20 protein-coding genes are annotated in these 20,129 nt (G+C 72.0%); 14 read left to right on the top strand and 6 right to left on the bottom strand.

Features of this window, described 5'->3' with window-relative positions; all coding sequences use genetic code 11:
- The first annotated feature begins 2 nt into the window (after positions 1-2).
- The 6 genes from flgL (at position 3) to ITJ55_RS07835 (ending at position 5,309) form a co-directional block, all read left to right on the top strand.
- Complete coding sequence (flgL, locus tag ITJ55_RS07860; protein ID WP_194594927.1) at positions 3-887, top strand: flagellar hook-associated protein FlgL; 885 nt, start codon at positions 3-5, stop codon at positions 885-887.
- Complete coding sequence (locus ITJ55_RS07855) at positions 884-1,288, top strand: flagellar assembly protein FliW (protein WP_194594926.1); 405 nt, start codon at positions 884-886, stop codon at positions 1,286-1,288. Before flgL ends, ITJ55_RS07855 begins: the two co-directional genes overlap by 4 nt.
- 161 nt (positions 1,289-1,449) lie before the next feature.
- Complete coding sequence (locus ITJ55_RS07850; protein WP_194594925.1) at positions 1,450-2,658, top strand: sorbosone dehydrogenase family protein; 1,209 nt, start codon at positions 1,450-1,452, stop codon at positions 2,656-2,658.
- A gap of 149 nt (positions 2,659-2,807) precedes the next feature.
- Positions 2,808-4,091 carry a hypothetical protein gene (locus ITJ55_RS07845; RefSeq protein WP_194594924.1) on the top strand — a complete coding sequence of 428 codons (1,284 nt, stop codon included), beginning with the start codon at positions 2,808-2,810 and terminating at the stop codon, positions 4,089-4,091.
- Between the two features lie 21 nt (positions 4,092-4,112).
- Positions 4,113-4,568 carry a SprT-like domain-containing protein gene (locus ITJ55_RS07840; protein WP_194594923.1) on the top strand — a complete coding sequence of 152 codons (456 nt, stop codon included), beginning with the start codon at positions 4,113-4,115 and terminating at the stop codon, positions 4,566-4,568.
- A 96-nt stretch (positions 4,569-4,664) separates the two neighbouring features.
- The gene (locus ITJ55_RS07835; RefSeq protein ID WP_056259835.1) at positions 4,665-5,309 is read left to right on the top strand and encodes a CGNR zinc finger domain-containing protein; all 645 of its coding nucleotides are present in this window, start codon (positions 4,665-4,667) and stop codon (positions 5,307-5,309) included.
- Positions 5,310-5,577: 268 nt separating this feature from the next.
- Here the strand turns inward: ITJ55_RS07835 and ITJ55_RS07830 are convergent, their stop codons facing one another.
- Both ITJ55_RS07830 and ITJ55_RS07825 read right to left on the bottom strand, forming a co-directional pair.
- Positions 5,578-5,883: a DUF427 domain-containing protein gene (locus tag ITJ55_RS07830; protein ID WP_194594922.1), complete on the bottom strand. Its 306-nt coding sequence runs from the start codon at positions 5,881-5,883 to the stop codon at positions 5,578-5,580.
- 49 nt (positions 5,884-5,932) lie between these two features.
- Complete coding sequence (locus tag ITJ55_RS07825) at positions 5,933-6,529, bottom strand: hypothetical protein (RefSeq protein WP_194594921.1); 597 nt, start codon at positions 6,527-6,529, stop codon at positions 5,933-5,935.
- 102 nt (positions 6,530-6,631) lie between these two features.
- Between ITJ55_RS07825 and ITJ55_RS07820 the strand changes: the two genes are divergently transcribed.
- Positions 6,632-7,120, top strand: a complete 489-nt coding sequence (locus tag ITJ55_RS07820) for a hypothetical protein (RefSeq protein ID WP_056259839.1) — start codon at positions 6,632-6,634, stop codon at positions 7,118-7,120.
- A gap of 97 nt (positions 7,121-7,217) precedes the next feature.
- On the opposite strand, the gene ITJ55_RS07815 is transcribed toward ITJ55_RS07820, so the two are convergent.
- A complete protein-coding gene (locus ITJ55_RS07815; RefSeq protein ID WP_194594920.1) occupies positions 7,218-7,721 on the bottom strand; it encodes a nucleoside deaminase in 504 nt (167 codons plus the stop codon).
- A gap of 242 nt (positions 7,722-7,963) precedes the next feature.
- Here ITJ55_RS07815 and ITJ55_RS07810 point away from each other — a divergent pair, with 242 nt between their 5' ends.
- Positions 7,964-8,563: a DUF1684 domain-containing protein gene (locus ITJ55_RS07810; RefSeq protein WP_370544146.1), complete on the top strand. Its 600-nt coding sequence runs from the start codon at positions 7,964-7,966 to the stop codon at positions 8,561-8,563.
- A 366-nt stretch (positions 8,564-8,929) separates the two neighbouring features.
- Here the strand turns inward: ITJ55_RS07810 and ITJ55_RS07805 are convergent, their stop codons facing one another.
- On the bottom strand, positions 8,930-9,469 hold the full coding sequence (locus tag ITJ55_RS07805; RefSeq protein WP_194594918.1) for a hypothetical protein: 540 nt from the start codon (positions 9,467-9,469) through the stop codon (positions 8,930-8,932).
- Between the two features lie 112 nt (positions 9,470-9,581).
- Between ITJ55_RS07805 and ITJ55_RS07800 the strand changes: the two genes are divergently transcribed.
- The 4 genes from ITJ55_RS07800 (at position 9,582) to ITJ55_RS07785 (ending at position 16,634) form a co-directional block, all read left to right on the top strand.
- Positions 9,582-10,631, top strand: a complete 1,050-nt coding sequence (locus tag ITJ55_RS07800; protein WP_194594917.1) for a hypothetical protein — start codon at positions 9,582-9,584, stop codon at positions 10,629-10,631.
- Positions 10,632-10,641: 10 nt separating this feature from the next.
- Positions 10,642-13,059 carry a glycoside hydrolase domain-containing protein gene (locus tag ITJ55_RS07795; RefSeq protein ID WP_194594916.1) on the top strand — a complete coding sequence of 806 codons (2,418 nt, stop codon included), beginning with the start codon at positions 10,642-10,644 and terminating at the stop codon, positions 13,057-13,059.
- 970 nt (positions 13,060-14,029) lie between these two features.
- Positions 14,030-14,329 (top strand): hypothetical protein, encoded by a 300-nt coding sequence (locus ITJ55_RS07790; RefSeq protein WP_194594915.1) that lies wholly within the window; start codon positions 14,030-14,032, stop codon positions 14,327-14,329.
- A gap of 406 nt (positions 14,330-14,735) precedes the next feature.
- The gene (locus tag ITJ55_RS07785) at positions 14,736-16,634 is read left to right on the top strand and encodes a DEAD/DEAH box helicase (RefSeq protein WP_194594914.1); all 1,899 of its coding nucleotides are present in this window, start codon (positions 14,736-14,738) and stop codon (positions 16,632-16,634) included.
- 166 nt (positions 16,635-16,800) lie between these two features.
- Here the strand turns inward: ITJ55_RS07785 and ITJ55_RS07780 are convergent, their stop codons facing one another.
- Positions 16,801-17,349 carry an NUDIX hydrolase family protein gene (locus tag ITJ55_RS07780; protein WP_056259849.1) on the bottom strand — a complete coding sequence of 183 codons (549 nt, stop codon included), beginning with the start codon at positions 17,347-17,349 and terminating at the stop codon, positions 16,801-16,803.
- 98 nt (positions 17,350-17,447) lie between these two features.
- On the opposite strand from ITJ55_RS07780, the gene ITJ55_RS07775 reads away from it, so the two are divergent.
- Together ITJ55_RS07775 and ITJ55_RS07770 are read left to right on the top strand one after the other, a co-directional pair.
- Entirely contained in the window at positions 17,448-18,155 is a 708-nt protein-coding gene (locus ITJ55_RS07775; protein WP_194594913.1) for an alpha/beta hydrolase, read from the top strand.
- 92 nt (positions 18,156-18,247) lie between these two features.
- The gene (locus ITJ55_RS07770) at positions 18,248-18,925 is read left to right on the top strand and encodes an SIMPL domain-containing protein (RefSeq protein WP_194594912.1); all 678 of its coding nucleotides are present in this window, start codon (positions 18,248-18,250) and stop codon (positions 18,923-18,925) included.
- 64 nt (positions 18,926-18,989) lie between these two features.
- Here the strand turns inward: ITJ55_RS07770 and ITJ55_RS07765 are convergent, their stop codons facing one another.
- A complete protein-coding gene (locus ITJ55_RS07765; RefSeq protein ID WP_194594911.1) occupies positions 18,990-20,096 on the bottom strand; it encodes a GNAT family N-acetyltransferase in 1,107 nt (368 codons plus the stop codon).
- Positions 20,097-20,129: the final 33 nt, after the last annotated feature.

Below are 20,129 nucleotides of genomic sequence, written 5' to 3'. Positions count from 1 at the left end.
CGATGATCACCCGCACGACCAACCAGATGGCCGTACTGGACGCCCAGCGGCACCTGACCGTCAGCAAGGCCCGGGTGTCCGAGGCCCAGGAGCGCGCCTCGACCCTCGAGCGCATCTCGAAGCCGTCCGACGACCCGACCGGCACCGCCGAGGCCCTGCGGGTCAAGGCGGACCAGGCCGCGAACGCGCAGTGGAGCCGCAACGCCGGCGACGCGAACGCCTGGCTCTCGACCGCCGACTCGGCCCTCTCGGCCGCCGACGACGTGCTGAAGCGCGTGCGCGACCTCACGGTGCAGGGCGCCAACACGGGTGCCCAGTCGCAGACGTCCCTCGACGCCATCGCCACCGAGCTCGACGGCCTGAAGTCCGACCTGCTCACCCGGGCCAACACGACCTACGCGGGGCGCAGCGTCTTCGCCGGCACCTCGGACGCGGGCGTCGCCTTCCGGGCCGACTTCGGCTTCACCGGCACCCCCGGGTCCGCCGTCACCCGCCAGGTCGGCAGCGAGACGAGCGTCCGGGTCGACGCCGACGGGGCCGCGGCGTTCGGCACCGGCGACGACTCGGTGTTCAGCCTGCTCGACCGCATCACCACCGACCTCCGCGCCGGCGTCAACGTGGGCTCACGGCTCACCGAGGTCGACGCCCGACTGACGTCCCTGCGCGGCGTACAGTCCGACATCGGGGCACGACAGTCCCAGATCCTGAGAGCCGAGGACACCCTCTTGGACACCAAGACCACGCTCGAGGCGCATCGCGCCGGCATCATGGACCTCGATCTCGGCCAGGCCGTGCTCGACCTGCAGATGCAGAACACGTCGTACCAGGCGGCCCTCGCGGTCACCGCCAAGGTGCTGCAGCCCTCGCTGATGGACTTCCTCCGATGAGCGCGCAGGCAGCCCGCGAGGTCAGCGGCTCCGTCGTCTCGTTCACCGCGCCTCCGTTCGGTCTCGAACCGCTCGTCGACTTCGCCCTCGAACGCATCGAGGGTGCGACCGGCCTGTTCGCCCTGCGCGCCGCCGGCTCGGAGACGCGTCTCTTCGTGCTCGACGCGTCGGTGCACCTGCCCGACTACTCGCCGGTCGTGACCGACGAGCAGACCGACTCCCTCGACCTGCACGACCCCGCCGAGGCCCTGCTGCTCGTCGTCGCGACGCCCGCGGCGACCGGCATGACGGTCAACCTGTTGGCGCCGATCGTCGTCAACGTGCGGACCGGCGCCGGCGCCCAGCTGATCCTCGAGGGCCAGGACTGGCCGCTGCGCGCCGAGCTCAGCCCGCGCGCGTAGGCGGGTCGCCGGGCCAGGCCGCGCCGTCGGCCGGGTCATGCCGTCGACCGGGTCAGGCCGTCGGCCGGGCTGGGCACCGGCTGCGAAGCCGGTCACGGTGTGGTGACGACGGGTGCGGTCGCGCCGGTCGTCCGCTTGCCTTGACCGCAGGAGGCGCGATCATGATCACGACACCCCGCACCACACGGCACCGGCTCGCCGTCGGCACGATGGCGGCGGTCACCGCCGTCCTGCTCGTCGGTTGCACCGCCGGGGCCGACGCCCCCGGATCGGGTGGCCAGGCCGCCACCCGCCCGGCGTCCGAGACCCCGACCGATCCGACCGCCGTCGCGGGCCCCGCCCCGGTCGCGCCGACCACCGGCACGGCCGGCGTCACCGTCGCGGCCGACGCCGAGCCGACGGACGTCGCCACCGACCTGGCCGCGCCCTGGTCGGTCGTGCGACTCGACACCGGATCGTCGTTCGTCAGCCTGCGCGACACCGGCACGGTGCTCGAGCTGCTCGCCGACGGCAGCACGCGCGAGGCCGGCACGATCGACGGCGTCGTCCACGAGGGCGAGGGCGGGCTGCTCGGCCTCGCCGTCCTGCCCGGGTCGCCGTCGTACCTCTACGCCTACGCCACGACGTCGGACGACAACCGCGTGGTGCGGGCGCCGATCACGGGCGAGGCCGGCTCGTACGGCCTCGGCGAACAAGAGGCCGTGATCACGGGCATCCCCAAGGCCAGCAACCACGACGGCGGCCGCATCGCCTTCGGCCCCGACGGCCTGCTCTACGTGACGACGGGCGACGCGAACCAGCGGCCGAACGCCCAGGACCGCGGCTCGCTCGGCGGCAAGATCCTGCGGGCGACGCCGGTCGGCGGGGTGCCCGACGACAACCCGACCGCCGGGTCGCTCGTCTACACGCTCGGTCACCGCAACCCGCAGGGCATCGCCTGGGACGCCACCGGCGCGGCCTGGGCCGCCGAGTTCGGCCAGAACACCTACGACGAGCTGAACGCCCTCGAGGCCGGTGCGAACTACGGCTGGCCCGAGGTCGAGGGCCGGGGCGAGGTCGAGGGCTTCTCGAACCCCGTGCTGCAGTGGTCGACCGACGAGGCGAGCCCGAGCGGGCTGACCGCCGTCGGCACCACGCTCTACCTGGCCGGGCTCGGCGGCGAGAAGCTGTTCGAGATCCAGGCCGCCCCCGGCTCCGAGGCGCAGCCGGTCGAGCTGTTCACCGGCTCGGCCTCGCTCGGTCGCATCCGCGACGTCCTGCCCGGGCCCGACGGCACCCTCTGGCTCGTCACGAACAACACCGACGGGCGCGGAGCACCGGCCGCCGACGACGACCGCATCGTCAGCGTCCCGCTCACCCCGCTCCCGTAACGGCCCGTCCGACCCGAGGAGGCGCGGGTCGTGATCTGCACGCGACCCGAGGAGGCGCGGGTCGGGTCGCGCACATCGGCCCCGACACTCCCCCACACGCTGCGCGCCGCGCGGCCTGTTCGGGGGCCGGGCGGTTACCCTCGTACTCGATGAGCCAGCACGACCGACCCGACACGACAGCACCCGGCAGCGCCCGCCCCCAGACCGTGCCGCCGGGTCTCGCCGCGCCCGTCGTCCGGGGCATCGGGGGTGCCGGCGGATTCGACCCGATCAGCCTGCGCACGGCCGTCGACGTGCCGGCCGCCGAGGCCCGGCTGGCCGCCCTCGGCCAGAGCCGCAGCACGGACGCCCTCGGCGAGCGGGCCGACCTGCTGCGCCTGCTCGGCCGACTCGACGAGGCCCTGGCGATCGCCGAAGAGGCCTTCCGCCTGGCCCACTTCACCGGCGACCGCGCCGACTCGACGGCTGCCCGCATCCGCCGAGCGCACATCTTCCGCGAGCAGGGCAAGCTCGACCGGGCCCTGAACGACCTGCACACCAGCCGCATCACGTCCGCCACCGAAGAGTGGCGCGAGCTCGAGGCGGCCGCCGCCGAGCTCGAGGGCTACACGCTCTACGACCTCGGCCGCAACGAAGAGGCCCGCGAGACGCTCGCGAAGGCGCTCGAGGCGTACGAGGCCTCCGGCGCTCCGCGCGACCGCACCAACGGCCTACGGGTCGCGATCGAGGGCGTCATGCGCGCCTACCTCAGCGACACCGGCCCCCAGCCCCGCCTCGAGGCCCCGGCCGCGGGCGACACCAACCCGGTGCCGCTGCAGCCGCTCGCCCCCGCCTCGCCTGCCGCCCCCGCTCCCGCCCCCCGGGCGAACGCTGCCCAGGGGCGCGTGCAGGTGCCCCGCTTCGACGGCATCGCCGGGCTCTACGGAGGGTCGTCGGCCCCAGCCACGGCCTCCGACGTGTCGTCGGCGTCCGACGCCGACTCGGGCTCGAGCTCGAGCTCGGTCTCGGACTTCACGTCCACCTCCGCCTCCACCGACGACGGAGGCGCGGTGCCGGCCCGTCAGCCCATGGACGCCGCGCGCACGGCCGCGATCAGCTTCGACCCCGAGTCGATGCCCGACGAGGCCGCCGCGTCGCCCGTCGCCGAGGCCGCTGCCGCCCGGGCCGAGAAGGTCGCGGCGACGGCTCCCGCGGCTCCGCGGGACGGGGGGCTCTGGGGCAAGATCAGCCACCTCGCCGAGCGCGCCGCCGGCCACCGCGACCGCGACTCCGACGAGTTCGACGCCGAGCGCCGTGCCGCCCCGCGTCCCACCGACGGCGACGGGCGCCCGGCCGGCGACCGACCCCGCACCGGGGGCACCGGCGTGACCGGCGTGGTCGACGGCCTCCCGCGCGACGACGAGCCCACCACCTGGCCTTTCCCGCGTCGCTGACCCGCGCCTCCTGACCCCGACGTGGCCGACCTCGACCGGGTGCGGCGCTGGGCCGCCGCGCTCATCGACCTGCACCTCGACCCCTCCGTCTGGAGCTTCGGCTTCGACAACGCGAAGACCCGCGCGGGCCTGTGCAACTACACGACCAAGCGCATCACGGTCTCGCGGCACCTCGCGGGCCGCTACGACGACGACGAGATCCACCAGGTGCTGCTGCACGAGGTCGCCCACGCCCTCGCCGGGTCGCGCGCGGGGCACGGCCCGAAGTGGAAGGCCGTGGCGACCGACCTCGGCTACGTCGGTTCGCGCCTGCACGACGGAGCCATCGCCAGCGAACTCGCCCCGTGGGTCGGCGTCTGCCCCGCGGGGCACGAGCACTACCGGTACCGCCAGCCGGCCCGGCCGCTCGCCTGCGGCCGCTGCTCGCGGCGGTACGACCCCGCGCACCTGATCACCTGGACGAAGCGCGAGGTCTGACGCCGCGCCTCCCGGCACGTCGCCGTGCCGAGCCCTGGCGTGCCGTTCGATGGGGATGCGACAGGCAGGAGGCGCGTAACCGGTTAGGGTGGTCAGGTGCAGACCGGACAGTGGCTCAGATCCGACACCGACACCCGGTGGTTCTTCGACTCGGGGGCGCTCAGCCTCGACTTCGCGTACCTCGGCGGGTTCCGGGCCGGGTCGCGCTTCGGGCCGGAGTCCGGCCTCGACCTGCCCGCCGACGGGTCGACGCCGTGGGACGGCCTGCTGCTGCCGGCCGACCTCGACGACTGGACGCGCGAACGCTTCGACGGCATCGCCGGTTCGGCCGGCGACCGCGAGCTCGCCGACGCCCGGGGCCTGCGCGACGCGATCGCCCGGCTCGCCGTGGCCGCGGCCGACGGCACCTCGACCGACCCGGACGACGTCGACACGCTCAACCTGTTCGCCGCGCTGCCGGACGTCCCTCCGTCGCTCGAGGGCGGCCGCCGCCAAGCGGGGGCCGGGCGCCTGCGGCTCGGGCAGGCGATGGCGTCGGTGGCGCGCGACGCGGTGACCCTCTTCACGACCGTCGGGTTCGGTGGCGGACCGGACTCGCGCCTCCGTCGGTGCTCGAACGAGGCGTGCGGGCTCGTGTTCTTCGACGAGTCGCGGGCGGGCAGCCGCCGCTGGTGCTCGATGCAGCGGTGCGGCAACCGGGCGAAGGTGCGGGCGCACCGGGCACGGGCCGCACGGGGCTGAGGCGGCGTCGGCCACGACGGTCGGCGCCGACACCGGCTGGCCCGACCCGACCCGGCGCTGCCCAGCCCCGCCCTGCCCAGCCCTGCCCAGCCCTGCCCCGCCCTGCCCAGCCCTGCCCAGCCCTGCCCCGCCCTGCCCAGCCCTGCCCCACTGCGCTACGCCGCCACGAACTGAACACCCCGCCACGAGATGTCGTGGCGGGGTGTTCAGTTCGTGGCGCAGTGCGTCCGGCGACGAGCGTCGAGCGGCGTGCGTCCGGCGACGAGCGTCAGTCGACGACCGAGACGTCCTTCCAGAAGGCGACGTAGCCCGAGTAGTCCTTGCCGACGCGGTCGAACGAGGTCGGGATGGGCGTGGGGTAGCTCCAGGCGCGGTCCTGCAGCAGGTCGTCGCCCGACTTCACGCTGAAGTACTGGGTGTCGCCCTTCCACGGGCAGTGGTACTGCGTCGGGCTCTCGGTGAGCAGCTCGGTGTGGACGCTCGCGGGAGGGAAGTACCAGTTGCCCTCGATCGAGATCAGCTCGTCTTTCGCGGCCTCGGCGACGACGGTTCCGTCGGTGAGCACTGCCTTCATGGTTCCTCCTGCGGGTCGGGGCGACGTCAGGGTCGCTCTCGCTGCAACGCTACGCCGGCAGGGTTGATTCCTCGACGGAGCCTGCCCGGACGACCACGGCGACGCCCTCACCGGACGAGGAGGCGCGGGCCGCGTCGACCACGTCACCCCGGTCGGTCGCCACCAGCTCGGCGGCCGAGGCCGACGCCGTCAGCAGGTGCGACGAGGCCCGCCGCAGCGCCACGGCGGCGGCGCACGCGGCAGCCGCCTCGGGTGACGAGAAGTCGATGCCGACCGCGGCGAGCGCGTCGACGACCGTGCCGGCGGCGAGCTGGTCCTCGACGGCGGGCCGGAACCCGTCGGGCTCGACCGCCCCGGCGGCGACGATCGCGACGAGGGCCCGGTCGCCTCGACGGGCCTGGCGCTCGACCACGTGCCGGGCGACGTCGGCCGCCGCGTCCGCCGCGGTGACGAGCACGAGGTCGGCGTCGCGAGCGACGTCGGTGAGCTCGGCGACCGCCCGCACGGTCTCGTCACGGCTCAGCGTGCCGTGGCCGTCGAGCACGTCGACCACGACGACGACGTGAGCCCCGGGTGCGACGCGCGCCGCTCCGGCCACCCCGTGGTCGAACCTCACCTGGTACTTCTGCTGGCCGTGCGAACTCATCGGACCAGCCTAGGCAGCCGCTATGGGGCGTCGCCCGTGCGTGACGCGACATGACGGACCGGGCCGACGGCCGCGATCAGGCGGCGGGAGTTGGATCGGTGCATGCACGTGCAGCTCAAGCTCCGCCTCGCCTGTTCCGTCGACGTCGCGACCGACGCCCTGCGCGACCCCCGCGTGATGGTCGCGGTGACGAAGCCGCTCGTGGTCTACCGGTCCGAGTCGCCGTCGGGCTTCCCCGACCGCTGGACCGAGGAGGCGCACCCGGTGTCGGCGAGCATCCTCGGCGTCCTGCCGCTCGGCAGCACGCACGTCGACCTCGACTGGCACGAACGCGACGGGGCGTGGATCCAGCGCGACACGGGACGCGGGACGAGCGGCCAGTTCGCCCGCATGCGCATCAACCACCGGATGGCCGTCGTGCCGGACGGCGCGGGGCACACGCTGTTGCGCGACCGCCTCGAGTTCCACGCCGGTCCGCTCGGCGTGCTGCTCTGGCCCGGTCTCTGGGCGACCTGGCAGTGGCGGGCCCTGCGCATGAAGGCCCTCGCCCCCACCTGGCGCGGCGCCTCGACCCACCCCAAGCACGCCTGACCGTCGGTCGGCACCGACCCCCTCGAGCGGCGTCCAGCAATCCGCCTCGGCAGGGGGTCCGCGCAGAACGCGGGGGTCGCCCGCATATCGGCCGGCGTCAGCCCCAGAAGCCGGCGTGCACGGCGGACGCCTCGTCGAACAGGGCCGGGCCCGACACCGACACCGCGCCTCCGCCCCGGGCGAAGACCTCGCGGCAGGGCAGGTCGAGGGTCGACTCGCCTTCTTGCTCGGTCACCATGCCGAGCAACTGCTGCTCGGCGAGCGCGTAGACGACCCGGCCGATGCCGGCCCAGTGGATCGCGCCGGCGCACATCGCGCACGGCTCGGTGCTCGTGTAGAGCGTCGCGGCCTTCAGCGTCGGCTTGTCGAACCGCTGCGCCACGAGCCGGACGAGGTTCGTCTCGGCATGGCCGGTCGGGTCGCCTTCGGTGACGACGGTGTTCACGGCCTCGACGACGTCGCCACGAGCCGTGAGCAGCAGCGAGCCGAACGGGTGGTTGCCGTGGTCGCGGGCATCTCGTGCGACCTCGATCGCGCGGTGCAGCTGCACCAGGTCTGCCGGGGTGACGGTGGGATCGGTGGTCGTGGTGTCGGTCGTCATGGGGCGAGCGTAGCCACGGGGCGCCCGTGCCCGGGGCCACGAGGGTGGGCTGTGGACGGGTGCGCGACCTGTGAGGGAGCCACGGGCGCGGCGGTGACCGCCTGCGTACGGTGGCAGGGGTGACCGACCCGACCAGCGCCTCCTCGTCTCCCGCCGACACCGCCGCCGACACCGCCGCCGACACCTCGGCCGAGACCACCGCGCCGGCGCCCGCATCGACGCCCGCCCAGGGCGCCCTCGACATCGCGTCGTGGCGCCGGACGATCCACGGGCTCTACCGCGACGTGCGCGAGGCGACCGACCTGGCGGCGGCACACGACCTGTGGCGGCGCACCCGTGACGACCTGTTCTCGACGCACCCGTCGACCCCGCTGCTGCCCGAGGACCGCCCCGACTTCACCGGCCTGCCGACGAAGCCCTACGACCCGGCCTGGCGCTTCGAGGTCGCGGTCGAGCCCGCCGCGCCGCGCCGGATGGTCGTCGAGACCGGCACCGACGGCGACGTGCTGTTCGACCTGGTCGGCGTCGTCGACGTGCCCGGCGTCGGCAGCCTCGACGTGTGGAAGCTGGCGCAGTACGCGGGCGGCCTGTTCATCCCGGTCAAGGACGCCCTGGCCGGCAAGCCCGGCGGCACCTACGGCGGCGGACGGTACCTGATCGACTCGGTCAAGGGCGCCGACCTCGGGGCCGGCGGCGAGCCCGGCACGATCGTGCTCGACTTCAACTTCGCCTACAACCCGAGCTGCGCCTACGACCCCGCCTGGGCGTGCCCGCTCGCGCAGCCCGGCAACACGGTCGCGGTCGAGATCCCCGTCGGCGAACGGTACGGGCGCGCGCACTGACCCAGGCCGTCGAACCGGCCGACCCCGCCGGACCAGAACCCTCGACGCAGGAGGCGCGGTGCTGCCACCGGCCTCGACGGGCTTCCAGCCCCCCTCAGTTCGCCGGGCCCACGTACTCGCCGTCGGACGGGAGCTCCCACCCGGCGAACTCGTCGTCGGCGTGAGGGTCGAAACCGGGCGGTGGCGACGGCGGTGCCGTGGCTTCTTCGGAGGTACGTGTGTCGACCGGGTTCGGCCTGTCACCGGGCGCAGAGTGTGCTGCCTCGTCCCAGGGGCGGAAGAAGAGGAGCCGGGCAGTCGCGGTGAGGACCATGGCCGTGACGACGACCGACACGATCGGGCCGACACGTCGCGTCGATGAGCGCGTCACCGGATCTCGATCTTGTGGACCGTGGGCCCGAAGGAGAAGTGGTAGCACTGCGACCAGTTGCTGTGCCCTGAGCGCCAGACCGAGTTGTACATCGTGTTGTCCGCTTGGTACATCACCCGGCCGGTGTTGTTGCCGGGGCAGAGGCTGCGGACGTTCCAGATGTTGACGAAGCGGTTCCCCGCGTTGCTGAAGCAGTAGGTGTTGCCAGACCAGTCGATCACCCGGTACCAGTCGAGCCTCGTCCCGCACGGCGCGGGGACGGTCAGCAGATCGCTCTGCCGAGCCATGGCTTCCTTCAGTCGGGGAAGGTCACTCGCCGGGCCCACGTACTCGCCGTCCTCCAGGGCTTCGGCACCGTCCTGCGCGGACTCCTCCGCTGCTGCGATGGCATCGATCGAATCCGTCGACCGTCCGGCGACGGGAAGCGACGTCGGAGCCGGCTCGGGCGTGAAGTCGCCGGCAGCCGCCGTGAGCGGCGCCCCCAGGACGAAGAAGACGATCGCCGCGAGTCCGGCCAGGGGTCGGGTGGCAGTCATGTGGTCCTTCCGTTCTTCGGTGCGGACGGTTGTGCACCTGGTATTCATACCGCATGACTGGCATGCTTTCTAGATGTTTCGGACAGAACTTTCACGGCGCCAGGCTCTGAGCGTGGCAGCCGTAGCCATCGGCGCCCCTCTGCTGGCCATCCCCTTCACCGCCCGCCCTGCGGCGGCTTCCGAACAGGACGACGAACCAGCCGGCGGCCAGTTCTTCCTGACAGGCGACGCCACCCACGAGATCGGTGTCCTCGAGCAGGGTTTCGCCGCCGAGCACCTCGTCCAGGTGGCCCTGTCGGCCGCGGTGACCGGAGCCGCAGGGGAGCCGTTCTCGCTCAGCCTCGAGTTCGATCCGCGGCTGTACGACACCAGCGACGGGCTCATCGTCGAGCGGGGCACGAACCTGACCTTCGTGGCGCTGTCCGAACCGTCCCTGCTTTCTCCGACTCGGACCATCGTGACCGCCGACGTCCCGGCCCTCGAAGGGTCCGAGCGAACTCCTCCAGCCGAGGCAGCCCTCTCGCTACCCCTCCGACCAGCCGAGCGGTATCCGGACGACGACATCGGCCCCGTGACCGACACCGCCCTGACCGTGACGCTCACCGACGGCCGTTCGGCTCGCACCACCTGGGGCACGACCGCCACGACCCCGCTGGCCGCGGTCTGGGGTGTCGAGCTCTCGGCGGGCTGGTCGGACCTCGCAGTGACACAGGAGGGCGACTTGCGTCAGTACCGTGTCCCCACCACGGTCCGGTGCGCGAGCGTCGGCCCCGGCAGCGTCCCGGGCGGTGCCGTGCTGACCGTCACCCTCGACGGGACGCTGACCACGCCGCCCTCTCTCACCTCCGCACTGATCGACGACGCCGAGAGCGATGTCTCGCGCTTCACGGTGACCGACGAGAGCGTCGACGGCACACGCTTGCTGCACGTGGCCTTGCCGGACGCGCTCCCCGCCGGAACGACGGTCACGCTCCTCTTCGAACCGGCACCCGTCACCGCTCGATCCCGCCCGAAGGTCACGTCGATCCACGTCGCCACCGTCACGCTCGCCGCACCCGATCAGCCGACAGCCCGCCGCCGCACGACGGGTGCCGACGTGGCGGTCGACATCAGCCCCTCGGGCACTCCCCTGACCACCGACGCCGCCACCGGCACGATCTGAAGGGCAACCGATGACGAGAGATCCATGGGTCGAGAAGTCCCAGAAGCACCTCAACGACACGTACGGCAGCCACTCGTGGTTCACCCGCCTCGCCGTCGACGGGCAGAGTGGCTGGTCGACCATGTTCGCCCTCACGCGCGCCCTGCAACACGAGCTGGGCATCTCGGCCAAGTCGGACTCGTTCGGGCCGACGACCATGTCGACCCTGACCTCCAAGGTCGGATCGCTCTCGGCCGGCAACGCCGCGGCGCACCGGGCGATCACCGCGTTGGCCCAATGCGGGCTCTGGTGCAAGGGCTACCAAGGAGGCGCGACCTTCGGTTCGTTCACCGCCGACGTCGGCGCCGGCATCGTGTCGATGCGCGGCGACATGGGCCTGTCACCTGATCCTTCACTCACGCCCAAGGCGTTCAAGAGCCTCTTCACGATGGACGCCTACGTCCGGATCGGTGCCGGCACGAATGCCGTCCGTGCCGTCCAGAAGTGGATGAACTCGAGGTACCACTCTCGGCAGGACTACTTCATCGTCCCGTGCGACGGCATCTTCTCGCGCGACGTGCAGCGGGGGCTCATGCTGGCCCTTCAGTACGAGATCGGCATGGCGGACGGTGTGGCCAACGGAAACTTCGGCCCCGGCACCCAGGCGGGCATCAAGAGCAGCGCTCTGGTTTCCACAGGCTCGCGAGACAGCGGCAAGGCGTTCGTCCGCCTCTTCCGGGCGGCCCTGACCTTCAACGGCTACGAGGCGCCCTTCGACGGTGTCTTCGGCGCGAGCACAGCCACGGTCGTGCGCGCGTTCCAGTCCTTCGCCGAGCTGGGCGGCAACGGTTCGGGCGATTACCGGACGTGGGCCTCCCTCCTGGTGAGCACGGGTGATCCGACGCGCCCGGGCACCGCGGCGGACGCGTCGACTGTCCTGACGCCCGAGACCGCGGCCTTGCTCACGGCCCACGGCTACACGGCCGTCGGGCGCTATCTGTCCGTGGCCGCCAAACGGCTGGCACCGGGCGAGCTGGACGTCATCTTCGACGCGGGGCTCAAGGTGTTCCCGATCTTCCAGGAGTGGAACAACGCGCCTGGCTACTTCACCGAGGCGGCCGGCTACGGTCAGGCCGTCGCCGCGGCGAAACGGGCTCGCAACCTCGGCTTCACGGCGGGGACGACGATCTTCTTCGCGGTCGACTACGACGCCACTGCGGCCGAGATCCCCGCGCTGATCATCCCGTATTTCCGGGGCATCGCCCGGGGCATCGCCTCGTCGCGCCTGGTGCAGTACAAGGTCGGCATCTACGGCACGCGCAACGTCTGCGCGAAGGTGTCGGAGGCGGGCCTCGCCACCAGCTCGTTCGTGAGTGGCATGTCGACCGGTTACAGCGGCAACCTCGGCTTCCCCCTGCCGAAGAACTGGGCCTACGACCAGGTGCTCGAGTACAAGCTCTCGGCGGGCGGCACTTCCCTCGAGCTCGACAAGGACATCGCCTCGAGCCGGGCCGACCCGGTCGGGCGGGGGCAGGTGCTGCCGGTTCCCGTTCTCGATCGCTCGAGCTCACCGAGGTACGACGAGGCTTTCTCCTGGATCTTCACCGAGTGGAATGTCAGGGCAGAATCTGTCGGGGCGAGCGGAATCAGCGCATGGGAGTACAACGACATTGTTCTGCAGCGCATGCAGAAGCCTGAATACTGGACCCAGGACACGAAGTGGCAGGTGTTCACGCCCCCTATCGAAGGCGACGATCCATCCAGCTCACACCTGAAATCCCTCGCACAGGTACGAGCGCGGTTCGAGACAGTCGACGTTCCGACCAGACCCGGCACCGACTGGTATGACGTCGCTCACTTCGCGGCCACAGCTCGGAGCTACATGCGCTTCGGCGTGCCGGAGGCCACCCCTGAGGCATCGGTGGGCGACTTGGGAGGATGGGCTCTCGACCTTGTCACGTGTTGGCGAGACTACGTAAGCGAATGCCGTGAAGGTACCTTCCGGCATGGCGTCCGTCAATGGATGCGTGAGCGCGTCGGCGGACAGGGCGGTTCCTTCTCACGCGAGGACTTGGTCGCTGACGTCGATGCCTATCTTGCTGCCCGGTGGATGTTGGCCGACAAGGACCGGACCTTGAGCGATGTCGTTCGGGAGATGCGCCTTAAGGAAACGAGCGACTCCCGGTGGCGCGCTAGTCAGTTCTATGCTCGCCGTTTCGGGTCAACGACGACCACCGTTGAATCCGCCGCTAGGAGCATGTTCGTCAGAGGTTGGTGGGTTGACTTGAGATTGCAAGCGCCTGCGGCGCTTCTCCTCCTTGGCTCAAGACTGCCTGGCGAGAGCAACGATGCTCGCGACCCCGACGGGACCGAACTGGCGGGCGAACTGCACGAGCTAGGTGTCGGTTTCCGCGAACGTGTCCAGGATCTTGTTCGCGAAGGGCTGTGATGACCTGGAAGAGAGCATCGTGGGTGGGACTCGGGGCCCTGGGGGCGCCGCTTTACCCGTTCCTCGTCCTCCAACTCTTCTATGAAGCCTCCTTGAGGCCATGGTCTCCTGTCCTGCTGCTGCTGACTCTGACGGCCACCACGCCACTGGTCATCTCGACACGAGCCCTGTCCCCGGCGAAACAAGACGATTTCCAGTCCGGAAGGCCAATTCGCGTTGCTCACCTCGCCTGCTCTCTCGCCGGATCGTGCCTTCTTTTGATACAGGGCCTGATTATCACCGCCGATCCGAACCTGTCGCACGTAGTTCTGGGCTTGGCGCCGATTGCGATGTTCCTCTGTCTGCTAGTCGGGCCATCGCTGGTGAGTCTCGTGCGCTTCGACGTCCAACAGGCCCCGAGCGTTCCAGCGAAGCAACGAGCGCTTCACATCGCCGGGTTGGCTGCCGCATTCATAGCAGCTGCATTCGTCGCGTCCCTCGCATCTCTGCCACCTGCTCACTAGGCCGCAACCGCGCTCGACCAGGCCGAGCCGAATTCAGCGTCGTGACTGATGCACCTTGCGGCTCGACAGCACTGAGGCAGTCACGCCATGGTGGTGAAGGGGTTGCAACGGTCACGACCCAGCCAAGGAGGGTGTCTCGTCGGAATCAACGACCGAGCTTGGTTATGACTGCTGCGACTCGGGCTGGGCATGACGAGCTCGACGCGGGTGGAATGCCGAAGACACATGCGGCTGGCCCGGCAGTTCGCCCTAGGCATCTTGTGGCTGCCTCCGGGGGTGTGGGCTTCGGTGCTCTTGGCAAACCACGTGTTCGCGCTGCAGGGATGCGCCACGGCCAATGCCCCGAACCGGTCACGCCCTCCGAGAGGGCGACAGCGGCCCTCGCGCCCACGCTGTTGACCTTGACGTCGGTGAGCGTGTGCCGTCGGGAGGAAGACCCCTGGCCGAGAACGGAGTGGCCAATCATCTTGGCGGCCATCGTCACCGGAGCCGTCTCGTTGCTCTCCGGACTACTTGCTGTCGTTCTTGCGACGGATGTCTCGCTCCCCAACTCCCCTGACGAGTCCATTCCGGAAGGCGTCGTCGTCATCACCATCTGCCTCCAATCGCTGATGGCCGTCCTGATCGGTTCCGTCACGGCACTCCGGCTGTTCACCTGGCGCTCGACCGTGAGAAGACGCCTCACCGAGGCAACTGTTCTGCTCGTCCTGGTCGGGGCTGCGCTCGTGGGACTCTCCGTCATCGGGAGCCAACTGCTCTGCGCGTGACGGAGCCCTCGAGACGCGACACGCGCCTCCTCGGCTCGTCCGCAACACGGGCGTGACGCGCGCTGCACACCCGTGCAGACCACACCCGTCGCGTTTTCGGGCCCCAGCCGCTAGGCTGGGGTCACTTGCGAGCCGGTCCGATCGGCTCCCTGCGTCGTAGCACGCCCCTCACCGCCTCTCCGTCCTGGCACACACCCAGGCAGAACAGCAGGCGCGCGAAGCTCACTCTGCGGCGAAACGATCGTGCACACCTGCACCGTCGCCACACCTCGAGCCCGGCTACGACAGCCGTTCTCCCGGCACTGCCCCGCCCTCGTGCGAGCACGTCCCCGACGTGCCCTCGCACCAGCAGGTGGTCAGGCAGCCTCGGCCCGGCTCGACACCGATGCCCCGAAAGGTGCACCACATGTCAACGAACACCCTCGACCAGGCGAACACCGCCGCCGAGAACACCGACGCCACGACCGTCGACGAGACGGCCGACGCCGTCACCTTCAGCTCGCTGGGCGTGCCCGCCCCGATCGTGAAGTCCCTCGCCGCCGAAGGCAAGACCACCGCGTTCCCGATCCAGGTCGACACGCTGCCCGACACCCTCGGCGGCCGCGACGTGCTCGGCCGCGGCAAGACCGGCTCGGGCAAGACCCTCGCCTTCTCCATCCCCATGGCCGCCCGCCTCGGCGGCAAGCTCGCCGGCGGCAACCGCCGCGCCGGGCGCCCCCTCGGCCTCGTGCTCGCCCCGACCCGCGAGCTCGCCACCCAGATCGACGCCGTGCTCGCCCCGCTCGCCGAGGCCTACGGCATGCGCACCACCACGATCTTCGGCGGCGTCTCGCAGAACCGTCAGGTGCAGGCCCTCAAGGCCGGCGTCGACATCATCATCGCCTGCCCCGGCCGCCTCGAAGACCTCATGAAGCAGGGCTTCGTCAAGCTCGACGCCATCGAGATCACCGTGCTCGACGAGGCCGACCACATGGCCGACCTGGGCTTCCTGCCCGGCGTCACGCGCATCCTCAAGGCCACCCCGAACGACGGCCAGCGCCTGCTCTTCAGCGCCACCCTCGACAACGGCGTGGACAAGCTGGTCAAGCAGTTCCTCCACAACGAGGTGCTGCACTCGGTCGACGAGGCCAACTCGCCCGTCGCCAAGATGACCCACCACGTCTTCGAGACGCCCGACGTCGACAGCAAGAACGCGCTGATCCAGAAGCTCGCGAGCGGCCAGGGCCGCCGCATCCTCTTCATGCGCACCAAGCACCACGCGAAGAAGCTCGCCAAGAAGCTCACCGAGTCGGGCATCCCCTCGGTCGACCTGCACGGCAACCTTTCCCAGCCGCAGCGTGACCGCAACCTCGCCGCCTTCCAAGACGGCAGCGCCCGCGTCCTCGTCGCCACCGACGTCGCCGCCCGTGGCGTGCACGTCGACGACATCGAGCTGGTCATCCACGTCGACCCGCCGACCGAGCACAAGGCGTACCTGCACCGCTCGGGCCGCACCGCCCGCGCCGGGGCCGAGGGCGACGTCGTCACCCTCGTCATCCCCAGCCAGAAGCGCGACGTCGCCCAGCTGATGAAGAAGGCCGACATCCGCCCGACCATCACCGCCGTGACGCCGAACTCGCCCGAGGTCGACGCCCTCGTCGGCCAGGTCGCCGCCTACGTCAAGCCCTCGCCCAAGGCTGCCGTCCAGCAGCAGCAGGGTGGTGGTGGACGCTCGCAGGGCGCCAACGCCCAGCGCAAGCGCGCCGCCCGTCAAGACAGCACCGGTGCCCCGATCGCCCGCAAGGACCGTTCGGGTCGTCCCAGCCAAGGAGGCGCGGGTCGCGGCTCCGAGGCCGGTCGCGCCGGTGCCGGTGCCGGTCGCTCGGCCGGCTCGCGTGACGGCGGCCGCCAGGGTGGCCGCGACGGCGCGCGTCGCGACGCCGCCCCGCGCGGTGGCGCCTCGACCTTCTACTCGACCGAGTCCGGCCGCGGCGCCGTGACCCCGGTCGCCGACGACGCCCGGGGTGGCCGCGACGGAGCTCGCGACGAGACCCGTGGCACCCGCCAGACCGGTCGCCGCGCCCAGAGCAGCGGCACCCAGAGCGACGGCGGCCAGAGCCGCACCAACGCCGTCCGCAACGACCAGGCCGAGTTCGCCGCGTCGCTCGGCGGCTCGCGCGACGGTGGCGGCTCGCGCGACGGTGGCGGTCAGCGCTCCGGCGGACGCCGCGCCTCCTCCGAGGGCGGCCGTCCCGGCTCGCTCAAGGTCGGCGGCCTCGTCGGCGGCAAGGCCCGCACCGGCGGCGGCCAGCGCGGCGGTCGCTGAGGCGACCACGCCGGTGGGGTGGGTCGTCCTGACGGGACGACCCGCGCCTCCTGAGCTCTGACACACGGACCGACCCCGGTCCGGACGACGCACCCGAAGGCTTGGGTCGCGTCGGCCGGCCCGGGGTCGTTCGTTTCGCGGCCACGGGGCCACGGGGCCTCGGCGGCTAGTGCAGGGCGCCGACGGAGGCGAGGGCGCTGCGGAGCAGGGAGCCGCGGCCGCCCTCCATCTCGGCGGCGACCTCGTCGGAGGCGGCCTGGTGCGGGGTCAGCCAGGTCAGCTCGAGGGCGTCCTGCCGCGGGTCGCAGGTGCCGGTGACGGGCACGACGTAGGCGAGCGACACCGCGTGCTGGCGCGGGTCGGTGTAGACCGACGAGCCGGGCAACGGGAAGTACTCCGCCACCTGGAACGGCACGGGCGACGCCGGCAGCTGTGGGAACGCCATCGGCCCGAGGTCCTTCTCGAGGTGGCGGAAGAGCGCGGTGCGCAGGCTCTCGCCGTACATCACGCGGCCCGAGACGAGCATGCGCGAGATCGACCCCTCGTCGGAGGCGCGGAGCAGCACCCCGACCTCGGTCACGACCCCCATGCCGTCGGTCCGCACGGGCACGGCCTCGACGTACAGGATCGGCAGGTGCTGCCGCGCGTGGAAGAGCTCGTCCTCCGAGAGCCAGCCGGGATTGGGGTCGGGGTCGGGTGTCCGCACGGAACTCATGCGCCATTCTTACCGGTCCGGCAGCGCGATCGCGGCGCGTGACGCTACGGGCGAACAGCACCGGCCCCGATGTCGTCACCCGTCGCTAGGCTCGGCCCATGGTGCAGATCGACCCGTCCCTCGTCCAGTGGTCCGCCGTCGAGGCCGAGCGTGAGGGGCGTCCGTTGCTCGTGCTGCTGCACGGCGTGGGCTCGCACGAGGGCGACCTGATCGGCCTCACCCCGTACCTGCCGCAGCAGTTCGTGGCCGCCTCGCTGCGGGCACCGCTGCCGCACGGCGACGGCTTCTCGTGGTACCCGCTCTCGACGCCCGGCGCACCCGACCCCGGCGCCGTCGACGACGCGGCCGAAGCCGTCCTCGCCTGGCTCGACACCCTGCCCGACGTCCACCCGAGCGTCAGCCTGCTCGGCTTCTCGCAGGGCGGCTCGCTGTCGTTGCAGCTGCTGCGGCACGCGCCCGAGCGGTTCGCCTTCGCCGCCGTGCTGGCCGGCTTCGTGGTCCCCGCCGCGGGTGACGACGACACGCTCGAGCGTGCTGGCGCGCGCGACGAGGCCCTGGCCGCCGCGCGACCCGCGGTGTTCTACGGTCGTGGCGACGTCGACCAGGTCATTCCCGTCGAGGCGGTCGAGCGCACCCAAGCCTGGCTCGACGAGCACGCCGACGCCGAGCAGACCGTCTACCCCGGGCTCGCGCACGGCGTCTCGCAAGAAGAACTCGACGACCTCAACGCGTTCATCGGTCGCGTCACGGCGACACCGATCACCGAGGCCGGCACCCCGGTGGCGACGGCCGACCCGGTCGGGTGAACCGCCGGGCGTGCGCCGGGCCGGCCGCCCACGGCCGCCGACGCACCTCCTGACAGACCCTGCAGCACCCGTCGAGACGAAGGAGGCGCGCGATGGCGACGCTCTCGGTGTCCGGTTCCGCCACCCACCGCCACCGTGCCGAGCGCGGTGTCGTCCACCTCAGCGTGGGCTTCGAGGGCGACGACCGCGAGAAGGTCGTGCGCGACACCGCCGCGGTGCACGTCCGCCTCACCGAACAGGCCACCGCCTGGCGCCGACAGGAGGCCGCCACCTGGTGGAGCGCCCAGAGCGTCACCGTCGGGGTCGTGACCGAGGCGGTGACCGACCGCAGCGACGGCGCCGACGCGAGCCGTGCCTCCTCGGTCGTGAGATTCCGCACGCGGGCGGCCGTCGACGTCCGGTTCAGCGACTTCGACGCGTTGGCGTCGTGGGTGGGCGACGTCGCCGTCGAGCCCGGGGTGACCATCGAGTGGATCGAGTGGTCGCTGAGCCACGCCCGACGCCCCGAGGTCGAGAAGGCCGTGCGGGTCGCCGCGATCGCCGACGCGGTCGGCCGGGCCGGCGACTACGCCGAGGCCCTCGGGCTCGGGCAGCCGACGCTGCAGTCGGTCTTCGAGCCGGGGCTGCGGCCGGGGGCGTCGGGTGGTGGCAGCCCGTTCGGCCTCGCCCGCGCCGCCGCGACGTTCTCGACGGGCGGCCCCACCACGTTCGACCTGCACCCCGACGACATCGAGGTCACCGCCGAGGTGAGCGCCGACTTCGTCGCCTGACCCGGCCGGGCCGCCCGGGGCGGCACGCCTCGGCACCGTCCGCCGGTCGGGGTCGGCACGCGCCTCACAGCAGCCGGTGCCAGACCCCCTCGACGCCGACCGGCACGAACCCGACGGCTTCGTTGACCGCGAGCATCGGGCGGTTCTCCTCGGCGTTGAAGGTCAGCACGGCCGACCGCCCCGGGCGTTCGACGGCGAGCTGGTCGAGGTTCGCGACCTTCACCAGCCAGCCGAGCCGGTGCCCGCGGTGGTCCCGCCGCACGAGGGTCATCTGCTGCATCACCGGGCGGGAGGCGTCGTCGGGCACCGCGAGATCGGAGCACGCCACGAGTCGGCCCGACGGCACGTGCTCCGCCGCGGCGGTCAGCGACGCCCGTCCGGTCGAGGCACGTCGCCGTTCCGCCTCGACGAGTCGTTCGACGGTCCAGACGTCCTCGGGTTCGGGCACGTCGCCCGTCGGCGCGTCGGTGCTCAACGCGGTCGCCATCGCCGCGACGTCGGACCGCCACGGCCGGGGCGTGGGGCCCGACCAGGTGTGGACGCGGTACTCGTCGCCCGCCGCGGCCAGCGCCTCGGAGCGGATCGCGGCCAGCGCCTCCCCGTCCACCGGCAGCGCGAGTCGGCTGATGCGCTCGACCTGGCCGAGCGCGTAGCCGCGCGCGAGCGCGAAGCGGACCTCCGAGGAGGCGCGGGGCACCCAGCCGTGACCGGTCGAGGCCTCGAGGCGGTCGGCCGGGGCGACGCCCCGGGCCGCGGCGACGCCCTGGGTCGAGGCGACGAAGGAGATGGCGTCGGTGCGACCGGCGGCCCGGGCGACGGCCTCGACGTGGTCGAGCAGGGCCGTGCCGACGCCGCGACGACGGTGCTCGCGGGCGACGGCGACCCCGAGCCAGCACGTCGTCACCGCCGGCTCGGCGAGGGTCTCGTACGTCGCCTGCCCGACGATGCGGCCCCCGGACCGGACGACGAAGAGCCGCCGAGGCGAGAAGGGGTCGTGCCACTGCGGGAGTTGTTCGGCGGGGCCGAAGTCGAGGTCGCCGAAGCCGAGCACCTCGGCCTGCACGGCGTTCTCGAGGGCGACGGCCTCGACGTAGTCCGCGACACGGTCGGCGTGCCCGCCGGGCTCGAGGGTGGTGGGGACGACGAGTTCGTCGATGACGAGGTCGGTCACGGGGTCTCCCGGGCTGGAGGTGGTCGGCGGCCA

The organism is Frigoribacterium sp. VKM Ac-1396 (assembly GCF_015350895.1).
Taxonomy (GTDB): Bacteria; Actinomycetota; Actinomycetes; order Actinomycetales; family Microbacteriaceae; genus Frigoribacterium.
The sequence above is the reverse complement of the archived record's forward strand: the minus strand, read 5'-3'. Positions and strand labels throughout refer to the sequence as shown.

Excerpts from the sequence above, each read along its gene's own strand:
- flgL (WP_194594927.1), top strand. The coding sequence starts at position 3 with ATGATCACCCGCACGACCAACCAGATGGCCGTACTGGACGCCCAGCGG.
- ITJ55_RS07855 (WP_194594926.1), top strand. The coding sequence starts at position 884 with ATGAGCGCGCAGGCAGCCCGCGAGGTCAGCGGCTCCGTCGTCTCGTTC.
- ITJ55_RS07850 (WP_194594925.1), top strand. The coding sequence starts at position 1,450 with ATGATCACGACACCCCGCACCACACGGCACCGGCTCGCCGTCGGCACG.
- ITJ55_RS07845 (WP_194594924.1), top strand. The coding sequence starts at position 2,808 with ATGAGCCAGCACGACCGACCCGACACGACAGCACCCGGCAGCGCCCGC.
- ITJ55_RS07830 (WP_194594922.1), bottom strand. The coding sequence starts at position 5,883 with ATGAAGGCAGTGCTCACCGACGGAACCGTCGTCGCCGAGGCCGCGAAA.
- ITJ55_RS07825 (WP_194594921.1), bottom strand. The coding sequence starts at position 6,529 with ATGAGTTCGCACGGCCAGCAGAAGTACCAGGTGAGGTTCGACCACGGG.
- ITJ55_RS07820 (WP_056259839.1), top strand. The coding sequence starts at position 6,632 with ATGCACGTGCAGCTCAAGCTCCGCCTCGCCTGTTCCGTCGACGTCGCG.
- ITJ55_RS07815 (WP_194594920.1), bottom strand. The coding sequence starts at position 7,721 with ATGACGACCGACACCACGACCACCGATCCCACCGTCACCCCGGCAGAC.
- ITJ55_RS07805 (WP_194594918.1), bottom strand. The coding sequence starts at position 9,469 with ATGACTGCCACCCGACCCCTGGCCGGACTCGCGGCGATCGTCTTCTTC.
- ITJ55_RS07795 (WP_194594916.1), top strand. The coding sequence starts at position 10,642 with ATGACGAGAGATCCATGGGTCGAGAAGTCCCAGAAGCACCTCAACGAC.
- ITJ55_RS07785 (WP_194594914.1), top strand. The coding sequence starts at position 14,736 with ATGTCAACGAACACCCTCGACCAGGCGAACACCGCCGCCGAGAACACC.
- ITJ55_RS07780 (WP_056259849.1), bottom strand. The coding sequence starts at position 17,349 with ATGAGTTCCGTGCGGACACCCGACCCCGACCCCAATCCCGGCTGGCTC.
- ITJ55_RS07775 (WP_194594913.1), top strand. The coding sequence starts at position 17,448 with ATGGTGCAGATCGACCCGTCCCTCGTCCAGTGGTCCGCCGTCGAGGCC.
- ITJ55_RS07770 (WP_194594912.1), top strand. The coding sequence starts at position 18,248 with ATGGCGACGCTCTCGGTGTCCGGTTCCGCCACCCACCGCCACCGTGCC.